Origin of the sequence: Phenylobacterium sp. LjRoot219 (assembly GCF_964252995.1) — a bacterium.
Lineage (GTDB): Bacteria > Pseudomonadota > Alphaproteobacteria > Caulobacterales > Caulobacteraceae > Phenylobacterium.
In genome coordinates this window covers 43,451-65,060 of sequence record NZ_CAXUQI020000002.1, presented here as the reverse complement: position 1 = coordinate 65,060, position 21,610 = coordinate 43,451, and the positions used below count along the sequence as shown (strand labels likewise).

The following is a 21,610-nucleotide window of genomic DNA, read 5'->3' as shown; positions in this document are numbered from 1 at the left end:
CGAGGGCCGTTCAGTACGGCGCGTCGCCGACGACGCCGGCGCGCTCCATCTTGCGGACGGCGGGCCAGTAGTCCTGGACCGCGTAGTGCTGGGTGCAGCGATTGTCCCAGATCGCCACGCTGTTCGGCCGCCAGCGCCAGCGCACCTGGTATTCGGGGATCGCCGCGCGGCCGATCAGGTAGTTCAGCAGCTCCGAGGCGCCCGGGGCGAAATCCTGGCCGTAGCGGACGTTGGCCGGGGTATGGAAGTTGACGAAGTGGGTGGTGAAGCCGCTGACGTAGAGGACCTTTTCGCCGGTCTCCGGGTGGGTGCGGACCACCGGGTGCTCCGCGTCCGGATACTGCGCCTTCAGGGCGTGGCGCCGCTCCGTCGGCATTACCGCGCCGAAGGTCGCCTCGATCGAGTGGCGCGCACGCAGCGGAGCGATCTGCGCCTTGATGTGCTCCGGGAGGTCCTCGTAGGCCTTCGCCATATTGGCCCAGACGGTGTCGCCGCCGACCTCCGGCCCCTCGATGCAACGCAGCACCGCGCCCATCGGCGGGGTGGCGCGCCAGGTGCCGTCGCAGTGCCAGCCGTTCTCGTAGTGCTCCGGCGGGCTCGACAGGTCCTTGTAGATCCTGACCAGTCCCGGGGTGTCCGGATCGCTGCCCAGCGCCGGATGGTCCTCCAGCGGACCGAGCCGGCGGGCGAAGGCGACGTGCTCGGCGCGGGTGAAGTCCTGGTCGCGCAGGAACAGCACCTTGTGCGTCAGCAGCAGCGCCTTGATCTCGGCGAACAGCGCGTCGTCGCGCGCCGCCGCGCCCAGGTTGACGTTGGACAGCAGCGCGCCGATCGAGCAGGTCAGCGGCTCGACCTGCACCGAGCCCAGCGAACCTGTCTTCAGCACCGCCGGGCCTTTGGCCTCTTCGGTCGCCATGGTTTCCTCCCTTGTCCACGAGGCCGGTCCCGGCCTCGCCTTGCGCCTAGATCACGAAGATCGAGGAGCCGGTCGTGCGCCGGCCTTCGAGCTCGCGGTGGGCGCGCACGGCGTCCTCCAGGCGGTAGTGCTGGTTGATCTCGATCCGGATGCGGCCGGAGGCGACGTGGTCGAACAGCTCGGCGGCGAGCTGCCCCCGCTCGGTCGGGTCGGCGATGTAGTCGGCCAGCGCCGGGCGGGTGACGTAGAGCGAGCCGTGCAGCGCCAGCTGCAGCAGGTCGAACGCCGGGATCGGACCGGACGCGGTGCCGAAGTTGACCAGCAGGCCGCGCCGCATCAGCGCGCCCATCGAGCCGAGATAGGTGTCCTTGCCGACGCTGTCGTAGGCCACCGGCACGCCGACGCCGCCGGTCAGTTCGCGCACCCGCTTAGCCACGTCTTCCCGGCCGTAGAGGATCACGTGGTCGCAGCCGTGGGCGCGGGCGACTTCGGCCTTGGCCTCGCTGCCGACGGTGCCGATCACGGTCAGGCCGAGCAGCTTCGCCCACTGAGTGACGATCAGGCCGACGCCGCCGGCGGCGGCGTGCAGAAGGATCGGGTCGCCGGCCTTCAGCGGCCAGATGCGGCGCATCAGATAGGCCGAGGTCAGGCCGCGCATCATCATCGCCGCGGCGGTCTCGAAGGCGATCGCCTCGGGCAGCTTCACCAGGAAGGCGGCCGGCATCACCCGGGCGGTGGAATAGGCGCCGAGCGGGCTGCCGGTGTAGGCGACGCGGTCGCCGGGGGCGACCTGGGTGACGCCGGGGCCGACGGCCTCGACGACGCCGGCGGCTTCGACGCCGATCCCGGCCGGCAGCTGCGCCGGATAGAGGCCGGTGCGGAAATAGGTGTCGGCGAAGTTCAGCCCGACGGCGACGTGGCGCACGCGCGCCTCGCCCGGCCCGGGCTCGCCGACCTCAACGTCCTCGAGGCGCATGACCTCGGGACCGCCGACTTCGTAGAAACGCACCGCCTTATGCACTCGCCGCTCCCTCGCTCTGGCGGCTCGCGGCCGCCCTCAGGCCAGGGCAAATTAGGACGTCCGGCGAGGCCGGTTTTTCCTTTGACGACACCCATTTTTCGGTTCACGACAGCGTTCTGCGACACGTGGGCTAAGCCGATGACCTTCAATGTGCGAGGCGCCTCCCTGTCGAATTACGTCGAGGTGGCCGCGCGGCTAGGCCTCGATCCCACCGCCATGCTGCGCCGGGTCGGCATCGACCGGCGGGCGCTGACTGACCGCGACGTGCGGTTGCCGGGCGCCATGGTTTCGGCCCTGCTGGAGGCGACGGCGGGGGAGGGGAACTGCGAGACGGTCGGCCTGCAGATGGCCGAGTCCCGTCGCCTGTCGGACTTCGGGCCGCTCAGTCTCTTGATCACCCACCAGCCGACGATGGGCGACGCGCTGCAGACCATCGTCGACTACCAGCTGCTGCTCAACGAGTCCCTGGTGCTGCGGGTCGAGGAGCACGGCGACGTGGTGATCGTCCGGGAGGAGTTGCTGGTCGGCGCCGAGACGCCGCTGCGCCAGGCCTACGAACTGGCGGTGGGCGTGATGTACCGGGTGTTCCGCACCATGCTGGGCAGCCGCTGGCGGGCTCAAACTGTGAACTTCACCCACGCCGCGCCGGCCAGCCTCGTCGCCCACAACCGGGTGTTCGGGCCGATCGTCGAGTTCAACAGCGACTTCAATGGCCTGACCTGCCGGCGCGAGGACCTCGCCGCGCCGAATCCGGCGGCCGATCCGGCGCTGGCCGCGTTCGCCGAGCGCTACGTCCGCAGCCTCCCCCAGGCCGAGCGCCGCGCGGTCGCCCAGGACGTGCAGAAGGCGATCTACCTGCTGCTGCCGAGCGGCGGGGCCTCGATCACCCGGGTGAGCGAGAGCCTCGGGCTCAACGAGCGGACGCTGCAGCGCCGGCTGGCGCGCGAGGGCGCGGACTTCAGCCGCCTGCTCAACGACGTTCGCCGCGAAGCGACGCTGCGCTACGTCGCCAACCCCGGACTTCCCCTCGGGCGCGTCGCCGCGATGGTCGGCTTTTCACGGCAGAGTTCGTTCAGCCGCTGGTTCGCCGAGGAATTCGGCTGCTCGGCGAGCCGCCGCCGGGCTCAGGTCCGCTCGATCTAAAGCTCGCGGTCGGGCGCTGCTGCGGCTTGCGTCGCCGTCGGGAACGCCGTCTGGATAGCGATCGCTATCTATCCACCCCGTGAGGCCACGGCTCTGCTGGGCGGCGAGAGAAAAGTGACAGATGCGGGGAGGGCCTATGCCGGCGGTTTGGAACTTTCACGACAAAGTCGTCCTCGTCACCGGCGCGAGCCAAGGCATCGGGGCGGTCACGGCGCAGATGTTCGCCGAGAACGGCGCCGACGTGGTGATCGCCGCGCGTCGGCCGGACGAACTGGAGCGCCGCGCCGAACTCATCCGAAGCACGACGGGGCGGCGTTGCCTGGCCGTGGTCGCCGACGTCACCGATCCGGAACAGGTCAAGACGATGGTCGATCGCGCGCTGGAGGCGTTCGGCGGCATCGACATCCTGATCAACAACGCCGGAAACTCGGTGCGGTCGTCGCTGCGGAAGCTGACGCCGGAGGTCTGGCAATGGGGACGCGCGCTCAATCTCGACAGCGCCGCCTACTGCACGATGGAGGTCGGCAAGCACTTCCTGGAGCGGAAGGCGGGGGTGATCGTCAACATCTCGTCGGTGGCCGGGATCAGCGGCACGATGGGGGAGGTGCCCTATTCGGCCGGCAAGGCGGGCATTCAGATGCTCACCCGGGTGGCGGCCGCCGAATGGGGCCCGCATGGGATCCGCGTCAATTGCGTCGCGCCCGGCATGACGGCGACCGAGAAGATGAAGGGCCGCCTGGAAGCCGGCGTCTATAATCTGGAGGAGGTCAGCGCCCGCTTCCCGCTCCGCCGGCCGGGCACCTGCGAGGAGGTGGCCTACGCCATCCTGTTCTTCGCCAGCGACTACGCCTCCTACATCACCGGGCAGACGCTCGCCGTCGACGGCGGGCCGACTATCGCCGGCTTCACGGATTGAACGCGGGCTGGACGCTCACCGGAGCGCGATCAAGGCGGCGCGCGCGAGATCAATGGCCATCGTCTTGTGCTGGCCGCGGAGCTGGGGGTTAGCCGGGTTGAACCCGACGCGCAGGACCGTTCCGTCGTCGGCTTCCACCTGCAGCGCATGGTCGGCGGGATACCAGAGGGCCTGGCGGCCCACGCCGGCCACGGGCTCGGGCTGCGAGGTCCGGAATTCGGCGCGGATCGCCTCCCAGTCGCCGGCCAGGTGCGAGACGACGATGCTCGGGCCGTCTCGGGTCAGCGAGTAGACGCAGCTGCGGCTGCCCACGTCGGTGTCGGGTTCCGCCAGCGCGACGGGCGTCCGAAGAATTTCCGCCACCTGCGCGCGGCTCAGGCGCGCACAGAGGTCCAGCCCGGTCGCAGGCGCCGGCGCCTCGGTCCGTTGGCCTGCGTCTGCGCCGCCGGCGACGGCGAGCGCGGCCAGGACGCCGGCCAAGGCCCTAATTTTCGCAGTGCTGCCGAACATCCGCGTCTCCTTCTGTTGGATCCGCCGGTCCGCAGGCGCGTGATCCACTTCGCCGGCTCCGGCGCCGGCGGTTTGCGCGGAGCAGGGTATGCCGATCGGAGGCGTCGCCGCCCGATCATGGGTTCGGTTCGACTGGGGCGTGCTGGGAAGAGCCGGATCTCCTAGTCCGCCCGCGCGAACCGCCCGGCTTGGCCGCTGCTCAGCGTCTGGACCATGCCGGTGATCCGGCCCGCGGCGTCGCGGTCGAAAGTGACCCGGGTCGGAACCGCCGCCCCCTCGACGGCGAAGGTGTCCGGGGCCAGCGGCTTGAGCCACTGCGGCGGGCGGCGGCTCTGGACGATCTGCAGCCGGCCGTCCTGCACGACCACCGAGCGCGCGCCGTAGGCGCCGGCGTAATCCGACAACGCCTTCACCGGCGCAGCCGGCCCCAGGGCTTCGAGCGCCCAGCGCGCCTCGGTCTTCGCCAGCGGGTCGCCCGGGCTCTCCAGCACCTTCGCCAGGGCCAGCTGTTCGGCCTTCACCAGGGCGTTCCCGGCCGGGACCGCCACGTCAGGGATCACGCCAGTCCCCTCCCAGTTCTTGCCGGTGATGGGATTGACCGGGCTGCCGTCCGAGACGAACACGGCGAACCCGTCGCCCACGGGAAAGATGTCGCCGGGGTTGGCGCCGCCTGCGCTGGCCTCGCCGACGACGACGGCGCGCTTCGCCGCCTGCAGGGTGTAGCTGAAGCTCTCGGCCGCCGAGGCGGTGCGGCCGCTGACCAGCACATAGACCGGCTGCTGAAGCCGCCGGCCGCTCTTCGGCGGCGCGGTCGGACGCTCGTCGACGTCGGGGCCGCGGAGCTTGAAGGTGTTGTAGACGTTCGCGCCCTCCGGCACGAAGTGGCCGACGAGATAGCCGACCATGGCGGGCGAACCGCCCCCGTTGTCACGCAGATCGAAGATCACCGCGTCTGCGCGGGCCGTCAGCGCCATGGCCGCGTCGGCCGCCTGCTTCGCCGGCGCATCGGAACTCTCGAAGTCGGCGAAAGAGCTGATCCGCACGACGGCGAGGTTGCCGGGCCGGATCTCGATCGCGCGGAAGCCGTAGTTCTGCCGGCGCTCGGCCTCCGCCGCCGCAGGAGCAGCGCTGGGTGGCCGCGGGCCGGCCGGTGCAGGCGCCGGCGCCGACCAGACGACCTGGAAGTGCGAATCCTCGGGCTTCAGTCGAACCGTGAGCGCCTGAGCCAGGTCGAGCGGCGCCGCATAGCGGTCGTAGTCGCCGCGGGCGGCCTCGGCCCTGAGGTCGGCGGCGATCTTCGCCCCCCGAGCCTCGTCGAAGTAGCGCGCCGCGATCTGATCGGCGACCTGGTCGACCACGGCCCGCGGCGCGGCCGCCTGCGCTGTCCCCGCCAGCAGGCAGGCGAGCACGCCGCCGAGCAGCACCTTACGCATCTGGATCTCCCGTTCTGTCGCCAGACCACGAGAAATCCTGATTCAGCCTAGCCAAGGCAAGGACGGCGAAAGAACCCAGCTCGTCAGTGAGCGGCGAGCACGACCCCCAGCAGCACCGCGGCCCAGTGCGCGGCGGCCCCGGCGACGACGTGTCCATGCCAGATCGCGCGGGCGAACTTCAGCTGCTTGTTCACGTAGAAGATGACGCCGGTGGAATAGACGACGCCGCCGGCCAGCAGCAGCGCCAGCGCGTACCACGCCAGGTGATCGATCATCGGCTTCAGGGCCACGACCACCAGCCAGCCGAGGGCGAGGTAGACGGCCACCCAAAACTTCCGGTCGACCTGCTTCAGGAACAGCTTTCCGAGCGCGCCCAAGGTGGCGATCGACCAGACCGCCGTGGTCATGCCCCAGGCCCACGGCCCTGGCAGGCTCAGGGTGAAGGGCGTGTAGGAGCCGGCGATCATCAGGAAGATGCCGGCATGATCCAGCCGTCGCAGAGCGGGCCGATAGCGGGCCCGGGCGAAATTGTACGCGGTCGAGAAGCTGAGCATCGCGAGCAGGCCGGCGGCGTAAATCGAGGCCCCCACCACGCGATCGATCGAACCGGCCCTGACCGCCAGGCTGAGCAGCACGACGCCGCCGAGCAGGGCGAGGGTCAGGCCGACGATGTGCACGACCAGATCGGCGCATTTCGCAGCCGAGGTCGGGTAGTGGCGCGGGGGTTTGGTCGCAGGCGGGATCATGAGAGCACCTTGTGCCCGATCATCATGTCACGCTTGAGGCTCAGCGACAGCTCAGGGTCGTCGAACTCGCGTCCCCGTCGCCCTCACAACTGCCCGAGCTTGGCCACCAGCTCCGCCTGGCGGCTGACGCCGAGCTTGGCGCAGGCCGCCCGCAGCTGGGTGCGGACCGTCCATAGCGAGGTGGCGCGCTCCTGGGCGATCTCCTCGAGGCTGAGACCCTGGGCCAGGCCCAGCGCGATGCCGGCTTCGGCCGTGGTCAGGCCGTAGCCCCCCTGCAGCAGCGGGGTCAGCTTCGTCGGATCGCGGGGCGTGCGCACCACCACCATGACGGCGGCGTCGAAGCCGAACGCGAACTCGTTCACCGGCAGGCTGGCGACCTGGCAGACGACCAGGGCCCCGTCGTCGGGCGAACGCAGCAGCAGTTCCGTCGGCGCGGCCGCCGGGAGCATCCGGTCGGCCGCGCGCAGCAGGGCGGCGGAGAAGTCCGGGCCGTGCGGCGCATGGGCCGGGCGCAGCACCTTGTCCTTGAGCACGAGATGCGCGCCTTGGGCGACCAGCCGCTCGGCCTCGGCGGTCATCGCCGACACCCGACCGGCGCCGTCGCAGATGAAGGCGGCGGCGCCCAGGTTCTCCAGGCTTCCGCGCAGGACGTCGGCTCCGCGGCCCTCGAGGGTAAGTTGCAACCGTACCGCCTCCTGGGCCAACGGACTGATCAGATCAAAGACCTGGCGCTCGTCCGCGTTGGCGACGCCGCGGCGTTCCGAATGGATCACGGTGAAGCCGATCACCCCGGTCGGGGAGCGCATCAGCGTCGCCTGGATGTTGTAGAAGATGTCGTAGGGCCGGAAGTGATTGACGTAGAGGTCCGAGCGCAGCACGGCCTCCACCTCGCCGAAATCCGCCTCGGTCAGCGAGCGCAGAATGGGCGCCTTCAGGCCCGCGCGGACGCGGGCGTTGCGCGCCGGATCCGCGCCATGCTGCTCGATGAAGGGGGCGTAACCGGCCGGATCGATGTTGACCGAGCGGTTGAACGGCATCGTCGCCGTCGGCCCGATGCCGATCAGCTCGGCGGCATGGCCGCCGCACAGCTCGGCAGCGCCGCTCAGCGCCTGCTCCCATGACCCGTCGAAAGCCGCCCGCCGGAATCCCTCGGCGGCCGCCAGCAGCTGCGCTTCTGCGACCATGGTTCCCCCAAACCACGCCCAGCTTGGTCGGAAATTTCTTCACGACCGGTGAAATTCGAGGCGTCGCGTCGCCATAGATAAGCCACATACCTCATTCGCGCGATGCGGCGGATTGGGCGCCCTTCGTAAAGCTTTCGTTTACGCAGACCGCGGCGCCCGAAGGGGGCGTCGCGGTGGACCGGGGGGCTCCGCGTGGCGCAATTTGTTGGAACGAGCGGCGACGACACTCTGGCCGGGGCGGTCGAGAATGACTCCCTCACCGGCGCGGAGGGCAACGATCAGCTGATGGGCGGCCAGGGCGCGGACACGCTGCAGGGGAGCCTGGGCAACGACGTCCTGGGCGGCGGCGCCGGCGCAGACCTGGTGCAAGGTGACGACGGCGACGATATCCTGCGGACCTTCGGCCAGGAGCCCGGGGCGGACACCCTGGAGGGCGGCGGCGGCGCCGACACCCTCAGCGGCATCAACCTGAACATCAACGGCGCACTGGTGGCCAGCGACTTCGCTGGCAGCGTCTTCGACGGCGGCGCTGGGATCGATTACCTGGGCGTCGGCGGGCCGGTGACCTTCCGAGGCTCGCTGGAGGACATGGAGGGCATCGCCTTCGTGGCGCCGTTCAGCGCCCCGCCCGTCGCCGCCGGCCCGCCCGTGCTGCGGATGCGCGCCAGCGACTTCGACTTCAATTTCAACGGCGACGGGGTGACGGTCCGCGGGACCGGCGCGGTGGTCCTCGAGGTCGACCCCGCGGACAACGAAGCCGTCGACCTGAGCGGCGTGGTGTTCGAGCCCGGCGCCAACGTCAGCTTCGAGATCGCCGGCTCGGACGCCAACGACACCATCACCGGCACCTCGGCGGGCGACGACCTCGACGGCGAAGACGGCGACGACGTGCTGACCGGCGGCGGCGGCGCGGACGTCTTCGAGATCTCCGAGGGCCACGACGAGATCACCGACTTCGCCAAGGGAACCGACAAGTTCGACCTGTCGGACTACGGCTTCGACACCTTCGCCAACCTGCAGCCCTATCTCTCGGAGACGGCTGGCGACACGGTCCTGGCCCTGACCTATGGCGGGATCACCAACACGACGACCTTTGTCGGCGTGACGGGGATGTCGGCGGACGACTTCCTGTTCGCCACGGAGGCGGTGGACGACGGCCTCGGCACCCCGAGCGCCGACCTGCTTCCGGGCGGCGCGGGCGACGACAGCCTGTCGGGCCTCGCCGGAAACGACACCGTGGCGGGCTTCGGTGGCGACGACACCCTTCTGGGCGGCCAGGGGAACGACCTGCTGACCGGCGGCGACGGGGCGGACTCCCTCGGCGGCGACGATGGCGCCGACACGTTGCAGGGGGGCGCGGAGAACGACACCCTGGGCGGCGGCAACGGCGCGGACCTGGTGCAGGGCGAGGGCGGCGACGACGTCCTGCGGGCCAACAGCCACGAGCCCGGAGCGGACACGCTGCAGGGCGGCGAGGGGGCCGACACCCTGACCGCCATGAGGCTGACGGTGAACGGAAACCTGCTGCCCGGCGACTTCACCGGCAGCGTCTTCGACGGCGGCGCCGGGGTCGACTACCTCGGCGTCGGCGGTCCGGTGACCTTCCGCGGCGAACTGGAGGACATGGAGGGCATCGCCTTCGTGCCGCCGTTCAGCACCCTGGCGGGGCCCAACACCATCGCCGCCGGCCAGCCGGTGCTGACGATGCGCGCCAGCGACTTCGACTTCAATTTCAACGGCGACGGGGTGACGCTCCGCGGGATCGGCGCGGTGATCCTCGAGGTCGACGCCGCCGACGACGAGGCCGTCGACCTCAGCGGCGTGGTGTTCGAGGGCGGCGCCAACGTCAGCTTCGAGGTCGCCGGCTCTGACGGCGACGACACGATCACCGGCACCTCGCGCGGCGACGACCTCGACGGCGAGGACGGCGACGACGTGCTGACTGGCGGCGGCGGAGCGGACACCTTCGAGCTCTCCGAGGGCCAGGACGAGATCACCGACTTCGCCAAGGGAACAGACAAGTTCGACCTGTCGGACTACGGCTTCGACACGTTCGCCAACCTGCAGCCCTACCTGTCGGAGACCGGCGGTAACACGGTCCTCACCCTGACCTTCGGCGGGATCACCAACACGACGACCTTTGTCGCTGTGACCGGGATGTCGGCGGACGACTTCCTGTTCGCGACGGAGGCGGTGGACAACGAAGGCAGCGAGACTGCGGACCTGCTGCCGGGCGGTCCGGTCGCGGACCTGCTCCAAGGCCTCGGCGGCAATGACACCCTGCTGGGCTTCGCCGGCGATGACACGCTGCGCGGCGGCGACGGCGCTGATCAGCTGCAGGGCGGCGACGGCGCGGATTCGCTGAGCGGCGACTTCGGTTCAGACACCCTCGCCGGGGGCGTTGGCAACGACACCCTAATGGGCGCCGCCGGCGACGACCTGCTGCAGGGCGAGGGCGGCAATGACCTCCTACAGCACGCAGGCCAGAGCGGGGCGGACACCCTGCGGGGCGGGGACGGCAACGACACGCTCACCGCCAACAACCTGATCGTCAACGGTGCCCCGATGTACGGCGACTTCGCCGGCAGCGTGTTCGACGGCGGCGACGGCGTCGACTACCTGCAGGTCGCCGGCCCCGTGACCTTCCACGGCACGGTGACGAACGTCGAAGGGCTGGCGTTCCTGCCGGCGTTCAGCACGACAGCGAACGGCGCAAACGTGGTCGCCCAGCCGGCGTCGCTGACGATGCGCGCTGCAGCCTTCGACTTCACCACGGTTCGCGGGCCGGGCGGCCAGGTGACCCTGGAGGTCGACGCCTCTGACCACGAGGCGGTCGACCTGTCGGGCGTGGCGTTCGAGAACGGCGCGCCGATCGTCTTCACGGTCACCGGCTCGGACGAGAACGACACGATCATCGGCACGTCCCGTGGCGACGACCTCAGCGGCGAGGACGGCGACGACGTGCTGACCGGCGGCGGCGGCGCGGACACCTTCGAGCTGTCGGGGGGGCATGACCGGATCACCGACTTCGCCAAGGGAACCGACAAGTTCGACCTGTCGGACTACGGCTTTGACGGCTTCGCCAGCCTGCAGCCCTATCTCTTGGAGACGGGCGGCGACACGGTGCTGACCATCACCTATGGCGGGGCGACGCACACGACGACCCTCGTCGGCGTCACCGGTCTGACGGCCGGCGACTTCCTGTTCCCGACCGAGCCGGTCGACAACGAAGGCAGCGAGACTGCGGACCTGCTGCCGGGCGGTCCGGTCGCGGACCTGCTCCAAGGCCTCGGTGGCAATGACACCCTGCTGGGCTTCGCCGGCGATGACACGCTGCGCGGCGGCGACGGCGCCGATCAGCTGCAGGGCGGCGACGGTGCGGATTCGCTGAGCGGTGACGCCGGCGCCGACACCATCACCGCTGGGAGCGGCGCGGACCGCGTCGAGACCGCGGGCGGCGGCGACCTGGTCAGCCTGGGCGACGGGGCCGACGTCATCGCGCCCACTGCGAGCTTCGCCGGCGACCTCGTCGTCACCGACTTCACCGCGGGCGTCGGCGGTGACCGGTTCGATCTGGCGGCGTTCCTGGCTGCGAAGGCCGGCGGCCTAGCTCCGGGGGGCAATCCGTTTACGACCGGCCACCTGCGCCTGCTGCAGAACGGCGCTGACACTCAGCTGCAGTTCGACGCCGACGGTGGGGGCAACGGTTTCGTCACCCTGGCGACGCTGCCGAACACCACGGCCGCCCAGCTCACGGCCGACAACTTCGGCGGCTTCGCCCCCACCACCTTCAACCCGAACGCCAACAACCTGCTGACCGGCACGGTCGGCGCCGACACGCTGGACGGCCAGGGCGGCGCCGACACCCTGTCGGGCGGCCAGGGCGACGACCTGCTGCTGGGCGGCGAGGGCGCTGACTCGCTGATGGGCGAGCTAGGCCACGACATCTTGCAAGGCGGCGGCGGCGACGACACACTGCAAGGCGCGGTCGGCAACGACCTGCTGGAGGGCGGGGACGGCAACGACCTGCTGCAGCATAGTGGCTTGTCGGGCGTCGACACACTGCGGGGCGGCGACGGCGCCGACACGCTGACCGCCAACAACCTGATCCTGAACGGCAGTCAGCTGTATGGCGACTTCGCCGGGAGCGTGTTCGACGGCGGCGCCGGGGTCGACTACCTGCAGTTCGCAGGCCCGGTGACCTTCCGCGGCGAGCTGACGAGCGTCGAAGGCCTGGCCTTCCTGCCGGCGTTCAGTACGACGGCGGGCGGCAACACCGTGGTGGCGCAGCCGGCGGCGCTGACGATGCGCGCCAGCGCCTTCGACTTCACCACCGTGCGTGGGCCGGGGGGCCAGGTGACCCTGGAGGTTGACGCGTCTGACCACGAGGCGGTCGACCTGTCGGGTGTGGCCTTCGAGGGCGGTGCGCCGATCAACTTCGCGATCACCGGGTCCGACGCCAACGACACCATCATCGGCACCTCGCGCGCCGATGACCTCGACGGCGAGGACGGCGACGACGTGCTGACCGGCGGGGCCGGAGCGGACACCTTCGAGCTGTCGGAGGGCCACGACCGGATCACCGACTTCGTCAAAGGGACCGACAAGCTCGATCTGTCGGACTACGGCTTCGACGGCTTCGCCAGCCTGCAGCCCTACCTCTCGGTGGTCGGCGGCGACACGGTGCTCAGCATCCCGTACGGCGGGACGACGCACACCACGACCCTGGTCGGCGTCACCGGCCTGACGGCGGGCGACTTCCTGTTCCCGACCGAGCCGGTCGAGAACGAAGGCACCGAGGTGGCCGACCTGCTGCCGGGCGGAGTCGGCGACGACCTGCTCGACGGGCTGGGCGGCGATGACACGCTCAGCGGCTTCGCCGGGGCGGACACCCTGCGCGGCGGCGGCGGTGATGACCTGCTGACGCCCGGCGCGGGCGCGGACGTGGTGGACGGCGGCGCGGGCGTTGACCGGCTCGTCTTCACTGGCGCGACCCCGGTCAACGTCAACCTCGGGCTCTCCGGCGCGCAGAACACCGGCGCCGGGTCGAAGACGATCAGCAACGTCGAGTACCTCACCGGCACGGCCGGCTCGGACACCCTGACCGGCGACGCCGCGGCCAACTGGCTGTGGGGCGCCGGCGGCGCGGCGGACTCGCTGAACGGCGCCGCCGGCGACGACCTGCTGACGGTCGGCGCGGGCGCCCACACCCTGGTCGGCGGCGCCGGCGAGGACGCCGTGGCGCTGACGGCGGCCGGGGCGGTCAATGTCTCGCTCGCGGTGCTGGGCGCGCAGACCACCGGCCAGGGCCTGATGACCTTCAGCGGGGTCGAGCGGCTGTCGGGGACGCTGCTTGGCGACAGCCTGAGCGGCAACGCCGCGGCCAACGTGCTGGCGGGCGCCGCCGGCGGCGACAGCCTGGCTGGCGGCGGCGGCAACGACCTGCTGCTGGGCGACGGGGCCATCGACGTGGCGCGGCCGGGCGACGGCGGCGCGATCACCGTCACCAACGACACCGGCGTCTCCGGCAATGACAGCCTGAGCGGCGGCGACGGGGGCGACACCCTGATCGGCGGCGGCGGGAACGATCTGCTGACCGGCGGGCTTGGCGGCGACTCCCTGGTCGGCGGTGCGGGGGCCGACATCGCGGCCTATGACGCCGCGTCCGTCGGCGTCACGGGTGATCTGCTGGCGGGGACCGCCACGGGCGACGGCGCGGACACCCTTTCGGGCGTCGAACATCTCTCGGGCTCGGCGTTCAACGACACGCTGCGCGGCGACAGCGGGGCCAACAGCCTCGCGGGCGGGGCCGGCGCGGACAGCCTGGACGGCCGTGAGGGGAATGACGCGCTGACCGGCGGAGCCGGTCGCGACCTGCTTAACGGCGGCGACGGCGACGACGCCTTGTCGGGCGGGGCGGACGACGACCGGCTGACCGGCGGGGCGGGCGACGACCGGCTCGACGGCGGCGCCGGCTTCGACACCGCGGACTTTAGCGGCTCGGCGGCCATCACCGTCGACCTGGGCGTGACCACCGCCCAGACCACCGGCCAGGGCCTCGACACCCTGCTCAACATCGAGCACGTGATCGGCGGTACGGCCGGCGACCGGCTGACCGGCGACGCCAATGGCAACTGGCTGGCTGGCGGCGGCGGCGGCGACACCCTGTCGGGCGCTGGCGGCGACGACCTCATCGAGCTCGGCTCGGGGGCGAACTCGCTCGATGGCGGCGCGGGCGTCGATACGCTCTCGTTCCGCGGGGCGGCGGGCGGCGTCGAGGTTTCGCTGCTCGACCAGGGCGTCGGCCGCGACACGCTGCAGGGCGTGATGACCTTCAGCGGCTTCGAGAACCTGTCCGGCTCGACGCACAACGACACCCTGACCGCGACCGCGGACGGCGATCTGCTGGCCGGCGACCTCGGCGACGACTCCCTGGTCGGCGGCGCCGGCGCTGACCTGCTGAGCGGCGACGGCCGAATGGCCGTGGCCGACGGCGGCTCCGGCCCGATCGCGCTGGTCGAAGTCGCCGGCGGCGGCGACGACACCATCGACGCCGGCTCCGGTTCCGACACCGTCAGCGGCGGCGGCGGCGGCGACCTGGTCCTGCTCAACACCCAGGCGGGCCAGTCCGCCCGGGTGAGCCTCGGCGAAGGGGCCGACGTGCTGCGGCTGAACGCGGCGATGCGCGGCGGCCTGGTCGTGACCGACTTCCAGGGCGGTCCGAACGGCGACGTGCTCGACATGGAGGCCATGCTCGCCGCCCGGCTGGACGGCTGGGACAGCGCCGCCGACGGGAATCCGTTCGAGACTGGCCACCTGCGGCTGGTGCAGGACGGCGCGGCCACCGTCATCGAGTTCGACGCCGACGGCGGCGGCGACGCCTGGTCGACGCTGGTGCGGCTGGAGAACACCAGCAGCCTGCAGCTCAGCGCGCACAACCTGGGCTTCCTGCCGCTGCCGATGATCGTCGGCGGCGCGGGCGGCGACGAGTTCGCCTGGGATCCGGACAGCCCGGCCGACACGGTCGACGGCGGCGCCGGCGTCGACGTCGTCAACGTGACCACCCCGGCCGTGCTGGTCGGCACGCCGACGGTCAAAGCAAGCCCCGACGGTTCGGCGCTCATCCTGGACGTCGATGGCGACGGGAATACCGACCTCACCATCACCGGCGTCGAGGACCTGTTCATCAACGGCGAGCGGGTGGTGATCAGCGGCGACCTGTCGGGGACCGGCCTGGCGGGCGACACCGTCCACTATGTCGGCTCGGGGCTGGCCAACACCTTCGACGCCAGCGGCGTGACCTCGATCGAGTCGGTCGACGCACAGGGGCTGGGCGGCGCTGACACCTTGCTCGGCGGCCTGGCCGACGACCTGCTGGACGGCGGCGACGGCGACGACACGCTGGCGGGCGGGGCGGACAACGACGTCCTGATCGGCGGCCTGGGCAATGACACCCTGGACGGCGGCGCGGGGACGGCGGACGTCGCCCGGTTCTCGGGCGACAGCACCGACTATGTCGTCAGCGACCTGGGCGGCGGCGTGCTGCAGGTCTCCGGGGCCGACGGCGTCGATCGCCTGACCGGGATCGAGGTGCTGACCTTCGCCAATGGCTCGTTCGGCCAGAACCTGGCCCCCTCCGGCGCCGACGCCACCCGGACGATCACCGCCGGCGTGGCGCAGGTTCTCGCGGCCAGCCATTTCGGCTTCAGCGACAGCCAGGGCGACGCCTTCGACGCGGTCAGGATCACCACCCTGCCGACGACCGGCGAGCTCACCCTCGACCAGGTCCCGGTGACCGCCGGCCAGGTGGTCAGCGCCGAGGACATCGCCGCGGGCCTCCTGGTGTTCCTGCCGGACGGCGTCGGCTCGAGCGCCTTCACCTTCCAGGTGCGCGATGACGGCGTCGTCGGCTGGGGCTCCAACCAGGACGCCACCGCCAACACCCTGACCTTCACCGTGACCGACGGCTCCAGCAGCGGCGGCGGGACCGGCGGCGCGGGAACCGGCGGCGGCGGCGGCTCCTCGATCATCACCAGCGGCACCAGCGGCACCGCCGCCGCCGACGTGGCCAATCTCGGCGGCTCGGCTGACCACTTCGCGGCCGGCGAGGGCGGCGACACGGTGACCAGCGGCGCCGGCGACGACTGGGTGCACGGCAACGCCGGCGCCGACAGCCTCTCCGGCGGAGCGGGGGCCGACACCCTGCTCGGCGGCCGCGACAATGACCGCGTTTTCGGCGACGACGGGGCCGACCAGCTGTTCGGCGACGCCGGCGACGACACCGTCATGGGCGGCCTGGGCGACGACCGGGTCGAGGGCGGCGAGGGCGCCAACTACCTGCGCGGCGAGGACGGAAACGACCTCGTGCTCGGCGGCTCCGGCTTCGACAACGCCCACGGCAATGTCGGCGACGACACGGTCCGCGGCGGCGCCGGCGACGACTGGGTGCTCGGCGGCAAGGACCAGGACCAGCTGTTCGGCGACGCCGGCGGCGACATCCTGAACGGCAACATGGGGGCGGACACCGTCTCCGGCGGCGACGGCGCGGATTTCGTCCGCGGCGGCCAGGCCGACGACGTCCTCGACGGCGGCGCCGGGAACGACTGGCTGTCCGGCGACCGCGGCAACGACACCCTCACCGGCGGGCAGGGCGTGGACACCTTCCACGTCTTCGCCGGCGCCGGGGAGGACCGCGTGCTGGACTTCCGTATCGCCGACGGCGACCGGGTGCAGCTCCAGACGGGTCAGGCCTACAGCACGAGCCAGGTCGGCGGCGACACGGTCGTCGACCTCTCCGGCGGCGATCGGCTGGTGCTGGTCAACGTCCAGCTGTCGAGCCTGTCCGACGGCTGGATCTTCGCGGGCTAAGCCCGGGGCCCGTGCGCGCGACGACCAGCAACGCGCTGGTCGTCGCCTGCCGGGCGGCGAGGGCCGAACCTCGGCGGAATCTGCGGGTCTGCGCCGATATTCAGGTTACCGCGCAAACTTCACCGGCCATATTGCGTCCCGATCACTGCGCAGGAGCGGCTCCATGCCCAAGACTGTCGACGAGCTCCTGGCCGAAGCGGCGATCAAGGATGTGCACATCCGCTATTGCCGGGCCAACGATCGCCGCGATGAGGAGCTGATGCGCAGCTGCTTTCATCCGGACGCGGTGATCGAGCTGCACGAGCCGCTCGACGTCGAGGCCTTCATCGCCCTCGGTCGCTCGATCCTCGGCCAGTTCACGGTGACCTGGCACAACACCGGCAATCAGTTGGTCGAGGTCGAGGGCGACCTCGCCTGGGCCGAGCACTACACGACCTCTTCGCACCGCATCGCCGCCGATGAGCTCGGGCCGGAACGCGATTTCGTGGCGTCGGGCCGCTACATCGACCGCATGGAGCGGCGCGATGGCGAGTGGCGGATCGCCAAGCGCATCATGCTGCTCGATTTCAGCCGGACCGATCCGGTCGCTCCCAGCCCGCCGGGCTTGGGCGGCCGCGGCGGCGCCCGCGACCGCAGCGATCCGTCCTACGCGATGCGCCTGCGCGGCTGAAGCGCTTAGGACTCCGGCTCTTCCCTGCGGAAGGGCGCGATCATCTCAGCTCCTCGTCGGGCCCCGATCGGACGAATTCGTCGGAAAGCTCGCGGACTCGCCCGACGATCGTCGCCTCCATCTTGCGATAGAAGGAGGCGAGGTAGCGCAGGCGCCGCAGCGTCTCGTCCTCCGCGACGCCGGCGGCCCGGCCCTCGATCAACCGGCCGAGGTCGCCCATCAGCGTCGCCTGCGCGACGAGGAAGCCCGAGTAGCTGTCCGACGCGCCGTAGCGCACGCGCTTGCTGCCACGTTCGCCGTGCCGGCGCGCGAGGCCATAGGTCTCCAGCGTGCGGGCGGCGACGCTGGCGCTGCTCTTGGCCATGCCCAGGTCGGCGACGATGGTGTCGAGCCCGACCGGCTCCGGGTTGAGCAGCAGGTAGGCGTAGAGATTGGCGAGCGTAGGCTGCATGCCCCACGGCACGAGGATGGCCGAGACGTCGTCGATGAAGCGTCTCTGTTCGTCCGCCGCCGCGGGCTTTGACATGTTCGACATTTTCCGAATATAGCGGAATATAGATTGAGCGACAAGCCGCAGGCCGCCCGCAAGCCGACGGCGAAACACCAGGGAGAACGTCATGCTGGACGCCGCAGCCATCATCGCCGAAGCCGAAGCCAAGGTCGGCGTCGCCGACACCGACGCCGGCGTGCGCGGCAACCTCGAGCGGCTGATCGCCTCGCTCAACCGCGACTTTCCGGCCTCGCCGGAAGGCGCGGAGATGATCCGCACCATGCTGCAGAACGACACGGTCAATCGGCTGGAAGGCTTGAAGTGGCTGCGCGACCATCCCGAGATCGCCGACGAGCCGATCGCGGCGCCGGTGTTCCTGATGGGCCTGCCGCGGTCCGGCACGACCTACTTTCAGTACCTGTTCGACCGCGACCGCCGGTTCCGGCTGATCCGCACCTGGGAGTCGATGATGCCGTCGCCGCCGCCGGGCTTCGATCCGGCGTCGGTCGAGGCGCGGCGCGAGGCGTGGCGGGAGATCCAGAAGAAGCGCGGCCACTTCGAGGGCTTCGAGGCGCTGCACCTCTACGACGAGGACGGCTCCGACGAATGCCACGCCTTCATGGAGCAGAGCTTCGGCGCGGCGGGGCTGCACAACCTCTACCGCGTGCCGGAATACTTCGACTACCTGCTGGACGAGCTCGACCTGGCGCAGACCTACCGCATCCACAAGCGGCAGCTGCAGTTGCTGCAATGGCGTTCGGAGCCGAGGCCCTGGGCGCTGAAATACCCGAACCACGTGATCGGGATGAACGAGATCCTGCAGGTCTATCCCGACGCGCGGTTCGTGATGACCCACCGCGATCCGCTGCAGACCCTGGCCTCGATCTCGAAGATGACCTTCAACCTGCGCGGCATGCGCGCCGCAGGCCCCGTCGACATGCACCAGGTCGGGCGCGACATGCTGCACTTCGTCAGCCGCCACATCGACCGCATCATGGCCTTCGACGCCCAACCCGAGGGACGCCGGGTGGTGCATGTCGACTATTATGCGCTGGTGGCCGACCCGGTCGGCGAGATGCGGAAGATCCACCAGGGCCTCGGCATCGGGACGCCCGACGACGTCGCCAAGACCGTCGGCGACTGGCACGCCGCGAACCCGAAGAACGCCCGCGGCCGCAATGAATACTCGCTCGAGCAGTACGGCCTCGACGCCAGCGTGGTGGCCGAGCAGTTCGGCGACTACATCCGCCGCTTCGCGATCCCCAGCGAGCGCGACGGCCTGGCGCGGATCGGAGCCGCGGGATGACCGGCTGGGAGGGGTTGAACGCCGCCGTCGCCGAAGCGCGTACGCTGGTCTGCGCCCAGGCGCCGGACGCCGCGACCGCCGCCGAGGGCGAGGCCTATGTCGCCCGCGTGCTCGCCGCCGGGCTCGGCGGGGCGGTGTTGGGCCACCAGTTCCGCAGCCACGGACTGGCGCGCGCCCTGCCGGTCTATGGCGGGCCCAATCCCGACTACCTGATGTTCCACGCCCCGGTCGATCCGGCCGGCCGCTATCGGCTGGAGGGGCGGCTGAACGGCTCGGAGCGGGTCGGCGTCGGGCTCTACACGGTGGGGCCGAACGGCGCGCCGCTGATCGCCGGCTACGCCGCCTTCGAGCCGGGCGACTGCGGGGCCGACGGCGGCTTCGGGCTCGAGATCGCGGCGGACGCCGGGCCGGGCGGCCTGGCGCTGACGCCGGAGACCCGGATCCAGCTGATCCGGGTGCTGCACCGTGACGACAGCCCGCCCGCCAGCCTGTCGCTGACCGGCGGGCCGCCGGCGCGGGGCCTGGCCTTGATGGGCGGCGGCGCCGACGCGGCGCTGCAGTTCGTCGCGCGCTCGCTCGGCAATGCGGTGCGCGAGTATCTGAAGTGGACGGCGGCGGCCCGCGCGCTGGCCAACCGGCTCGATGTCGCCCCGCCCGAACTGACCGAGACGGTGCAGGGCGACGCCGACACCCGCTATTTCCTCGGCGGCTTCGACCTGGCCGAGGACGAATGGCTGGAAGTGACGATGCCGGAGGACATCGGCGGCTACTGGTCGCTGCACGCCTACAACTACTGGTACGAGCACCTGCAGACGCCGGGCGCGCACGACCGCAACGCCCGGCGCGACGCCGACGGCCGCATCCGCATCGCCGTCGGGCCATCCACGCCGGACGACGCGCTCAACCGGATTGACACCCTGGGCCGCCGGCGCGGGGCCTTCGTCTGCCGGATCATCGGCCCGGGCGGCTGCCCGAGCGCGCAGCTTCGCAAGCGCGACTGAGGCTCAGCCCGTGATCAGAAGTAGAGCTCGAACTTGCCGCCCGTCCGGTCATACTCCGCGCGAACTCGCCCGCACCGCGGCCGAGCCGTACAGACAGGAGACGTCGCATGTTGGTTGAGCGCTCTGAGATCACGATCCGCGAAGGGCAGGCGGAAGGGTTCATCGCGGCGATGAACGAACGCGGACTGCCGATGCTCGCCAGCTTCCCGGGCGTTGAATCGGTCCGCTTCGGTCGGGGCGTGGAAAATCCCGACAAGTTCATCCTGCTGGTCGAGTGGACGAAGATGGAGGCGCACGTCGCCTTCAGCCAGAGCGAGGTTATCGGCCCCTTCCGCGAGCTGTTCGCCCCCTTCTCGACGGGCGGCGTCATGGAGCACTTCGAGATCGATTGAGCACCGGCGCGCAGCTCCGGACGTCCGGCATCGGGATCTGAAAATGGGTTTCTACTCGCGCTTCATCCTCCCGACGGTGATCAGCTGCGGCTGCGGCATGAGGCCGATCACCGAGCTGCGCCGTGCGGTCGTGCCGCGGGCCGAGGGCGTGGTGCTCGAACTCGGTCTCGGGTCGGGCCTGAACCTGCCGCTCTACGATGCCGGCAAGGTCAGCAAGGTCTATGGCCTGGAGCCGGAGGCGGCCATGCGGGCCAAGGCGCGCCGGCGCGCGGACCAGTCGCCGATCCCGGTGGCCGTGCTGGCGGAATCCGCCGAGGCCGTCTCGCTCGCCGATCGCAGCGTGGACACGGTCGTGGTCACCTTCACGCTGTGCACCATCCCTGACGTGGCCGGAGCCTTGCGCGAGGCGCACCGGGTGCTGCGGCCCGAAGGACGGCTGCTGTTCTGCGAGCACGGCCGCTCGCCCGACCCGGTGCTGTTCCAGCGGCAGGCGCGCATCGAGCCGACCTGGAAGCGGCTGTTCGGCGGCTGCCATCTGACCCGCGACATTCCCGCCCTGGTCGAGGCGGCCGGCTTCGCGGTCGACCAGCTCCACGCCGATTACATGGGCCCGCGGCCGAGCCTGGGCGGCTACATCTATCGCGGCTCGGCCACGCCATGCGGATCGCGAGTCACCGGTGGCGCTCCGGCGGCGCGAGCCGCAGCGACCTGATCGCGGCTCCTGACGGCAGCCTTGACCTTCAGTCGCGCCGCGGCCTAGGGCTAATTCCGTCATCGAGGTTTGGAAGCGCGAGCTTCCGGGAATGCGGTGCGGTCCATTCGGGCCAATTCCGCAGCTGCCCCCGCAACTGTGATCGTCCAACGATCGTCGCAGCATGACGCCACTGGGATTTCGGTCCTGGGAAGGCGCTGCGACGTAGGGCGAAAGCCAGGAGACCGACCTCGACGGCGACGACGCAACGGCGCGGTGGGCGCCAGCGCGGCTCGATGGCGGACGCCCCATTTTCCGCGGGC

General features: G+C 70.9%; 15 protein-coding genes and 1 riboswitch. Of the genes, 8 read left to right on the top strand and 7 right to left on the bottom strand.

Going from position 1 to position 21,610, the window contains the following annotated elements; translation table 11 throughout:
• Positions 1-10: 10 nt before the first annotated feature.
• Together ACSQ14_RS18355 and ACSQ14_RS18350 are read right to left on the bottom strand one after the other, a co-directional pair.
• Positions 11-916: a TauD/TfdA dioxygenase family protein gene (locus ACSQ14_RS18355; protein WP_436015582.1), complete on the bottom strand. Its 906-nt coding sequence runs from the start codon at positions 914-916 to the stop codon at positions 11-13.
• 46 nt (positions 917-962) lie between these two features.
• On the bottom strand, positions 963-1,925 hold the full coding sequence (locus tag ACSQ14_RS18350; RefSeq protein WP_436015580.1) for a quinone oxidoreductase family protein: 963 nt from the start codon (positions 1,923-1,925) through the stop codon (positions 963-965).
• A 150-nt stretch (positions 1,926-2,075) separates the two neighbouring features.
• Here ACSQ14_RS18350 and ACSQ14_RS18345 point away from each other — a divergent pair, with 150 nt between their 5' ends.
• A complete protein-coding gene (locus ACSQ14_RS18345; RefSeq protein WP_436015578.1) occupies positions 2,076-3,080 on the top strand; it encodes an AraC family transcriptional regulator in 1,005 nt (334 codons plus the stop codon).
• Between the two features lie 136 nt (positions 3,081-3,216).
• Positions 3,217-3,996 (top strand): SDR family NAD(P)-dependent oxidoreductase, encoded by a 780-nt coding sequence (locus ACSQ14_RS18340; protein ID WP_436015576.1) that lies wholly within the window; start codon positions 3,217-3,219, stop codon positions 3,994-3,996.
• Positions 3,997-4,011: 15 nt separating this feature from the next.
• Here ACSQ14_RS18340 and ACSQ14_RS18335 read toward each other — a convergent pair whose 3' ends face one another.
• The 4 genes from ACSQ14_RS18335 to ACSQ14_RS18320 form a co-directional block, all read right to left on the bottom strand.
• Positions 4,012-4,506: a DUF3558 family protein gene (locus tag ACSQ14_RS18335; RefSeq protein WP_436015574.1), complete on the bottom strand. Its 495-nt coding sequence runs from the start codon at positions 4,504-4,506 to the stop codon at positions 4,012-4,014.
• Positions 4,507-4,667: 161 nt separating this feature from the next.
• A complete protein-coding gene (locus tag ACSQ14_RS18330; protein WP_436015572.1) occupies positions 4,668-5,939 on the bottom strand; it encodes a S41 family peptidase in 1,272 nt (423 codons plus the stop codon).
• A gap of 83 nt (positions 5,940-6,022) precedes the next feature.
• Entirely contained in the window at positions 6,023-6,685 is a 663-nt protein-coding gene (trhA, locus tag ACSQ14_RS18325) for a PAQR family membrane homeostasis protein TrhA (protein WP_436015570.1), read from the bottom strand.
• An 83-nt stretch (positions 6,686-6,768) separates the two neighbouring features.
• Positions 6,769-7,869, bottom strand: a complete 1,101-nt coding sequence (locus tag ACSQ14_RS18320) for a helix-turn-helix transcriptional regulator (protein WP_436015568.1) — start codon at positions 7,867-7,869, stop codon at positions 6,769-6,771.
• Between the two features lie 192 nt (positions 7,870-8,061).
• On the opposite strand from ACSQ14_RS18320, the gene ACSQ14_RS18315 reads away from it, so the two are divergent.
• Both ACSQ14_RS18315 and ACSQ14_RS18310 read left to right on the top strand, forming a co-directional pair.
• Positions 8,062-16,737, top strand: coding sequence for a hypothetical protein (locus ACSQ14_RS18315; protein WP_436015566.1), 8,676 nt, complete (start codon positions 8,062-8,064; stop codon positions 16,735-16,737).
• Between the two features lie 163 nt (positions 16,738-16,900).
• Entirely contained in the window at positions 16,901-17,407 is a 507-nt protein-coding gene (locus tag ACSQ14_RS18310; RefSeq protein WP_436015564.1) for a nuclear transport factor 2 family protein, read from the top strand.
• Between the two features lie 40 nt (positions 17,408-17,447).
• On the opposite strand, the gene ACSQ14_RS18305 is transcribed toward ACSQ14_RS18310, so the two are convergent.
• Positions 17,448-18,026 carry a hypothetical protein gene (locus tag ACSQ14_RS18305; protein WP_436015562.1) on the bottom strand — a complete coding sequence of 193 codons (579 nt, stop codon included), beginning with the start codon at positions 18,024-18,026 and terminating at the stop codon, positions 17,448-17,450.
• Here ACSQ14_RS18305 and ACSQ14_RS18300 point away from each other — a divergent pair.
• From ACSQ14_RS18300 to ACSQ14_RS18285, 4 genes are all read left to right on the top strand, one after another.
• Positions 18,025-19,203 carry a sulfotransferase family protein gene (locus ACSQ14_RS18300; protein WP_436015560.1) on the top strand — a complete coding sequence of 393 codons (1,179 nt, stop codon included), beginning with the start codon at positions 18,025-18,027 and terminating at the stop codon, positions 19,201-19,203. The genes ACSQ14_RS18305 and ACSQ14_RS18300 overlap by 2 nt on opposite strands.
• A complete protein-coding gene (locus tag ACSQ14_RS18295; protein ID WP_436015558.1) occupies positions 19,200-20,204 on the top strand; it encodes a DUF1254 domain-containing protein in 1,005 nt (334 codons plus the stop codon). The genes ACSQ14_RS18300 and ACSQ14_RS18295 overlap by 4 nt, the downstream gene beginning before the upstream one ends.
• Before the next feature lie 107 nt (positions 20,205-20,311).
• On the top strand, positions 20,312-20,596 hold the full coding sequence (locus ACSQ14_RS18290) for an antibiotic biosynthesis monooxygenase family protein (RefSeq protein WP_436015556.1): 285 nt from the start codon (positions 20,312-20,314) through the stop codon (positions 20,594-20,596).
• Positions 20,597-20,639: 43 nt separating this feature from the next.
• The gene (locus ACSQ14_RS18285) at positions 20,640-21,308 is read left to right on the top strand and encodes a class I SAM-dependent methyltransferase (RefSeq protein ID WP_436015554.1); all 669 of its coding nucleotides are present in this window, start codon (positions 20,640-20,642) and stop codon (positions 21,306-21,308) included.
• 48 nt (positions 21,309-21,356) lie between these two features.
• A riboswitch (cobalamin riboswitch) is annotated at positions 21,357-21,555 on the top strand.
• The last annotated feature ends 55 nt before the right edge of the window (positions 21,556-21,610 follow it).

What these genes read in the sequence shown, in the direction of transcription:
- ACSQ14_RS18300 (WP_436015560.1), top strand. Translation starts at nt 18,025, where the DNA reads ATGCTGGACGCCGCAGCCATCATCGCCGAAGCCGAAGCCAAGGTCGGC.
- ACSQ14_RS18295 (WP_436015558.1), top strand. Translation starts at nt 19,200, where the DNA reads ATGACCGGCTGGGAGGGGTTGAACGCCGCCGTCGCCGAAGCGCGTACG.
- ACSQ14_RS18285 (WP_436015554.1), top strand. Translation starts at nt 20,640, where the DNA reads ATGGGTTTCTACTCGCGCTTCATCCTCCCGACGGTGATCAGCTGCGGC.
- ACSQ14_RS18330 (WP_436015572.1), bottom strand. Translation starts at nt 5,939, where the DNA reads ATGCGTAAGGTGCTGCTCGGCGGCGTGCTCGCCTGCCTGCTGGCGGGG.
- ACSQ14_RS18340 (WP_436015576.1), top strand. Translation starts at nt 3,217, where the DNA reads ATGCCGGCGGTTTGGAACTTTCACGACAAAGTCGTCCTCGTCACCGGC.
- ACSQ14_RS18345 (WP_436015578.1), top strand. Translation starts at nt 2,076, where the DNA reads ATGACCTTCAATGTGCGAGGCGCCTCCCTGTCGAATTACGTCGAGGTG.
- trhA (WP_436015570.1), bottom strand. Translation starts at nt 6,685, where the DNA reads ATGATCCCGCCTGCGACCAAACCCCCGCGCCACTACCCGACCTCGGCT.
- ACSQ14_RS18335 (WP_436015574.1), bottom strand. Translation starts at nt 4,506, where the DNA reads ATGTTCGGCAGCACTGCGAAAATTAGGGCCTTGGCCGGCGTCCTGGCC.
- ACSQ14_RS18290 (WP_436015556.1), top strand. Translation starts at nt 20,312, where the DNA reads ATGTTGGTTGAGCGCTCTGAGATCACGATCCGCGAAGGGCAGGCGGAA.
- ACSQ14_RS18310 (WP_436015564.1), top strand. Translation starts at nt 16,901, where the DNA reads ATGCCCAAGACTGTCGACGAGCTCCTGGCCGAAGCGGCGATCAAGGAT.
- ACSQ14_RS18320 (WP_436015568.1), bottom strand. Translation starts at nt 7,869, where the DNA reads ATGGTCGCAGAAGCGCAGCTGCTGGCGGCCGCCGAGGGATTCCGGCGG.
- ACSQ14_RS18305 (WP_436015562.1), bottom strand. Translation starts at nt 18,026, where the DNA reads ATGACGTTCTCCCTGGTGTTTCGCCGTCGGCTTGCGGGCGGCCTGCGG.
- ACSQ14_RS18355 (WP_436015582.1), bottom strand. Translation starts at nt 916, where the DNA reads ATGGCGACCGAAGAGGCCAAAGGCCCGGCGGTGCTGAAGACAGGTTCG.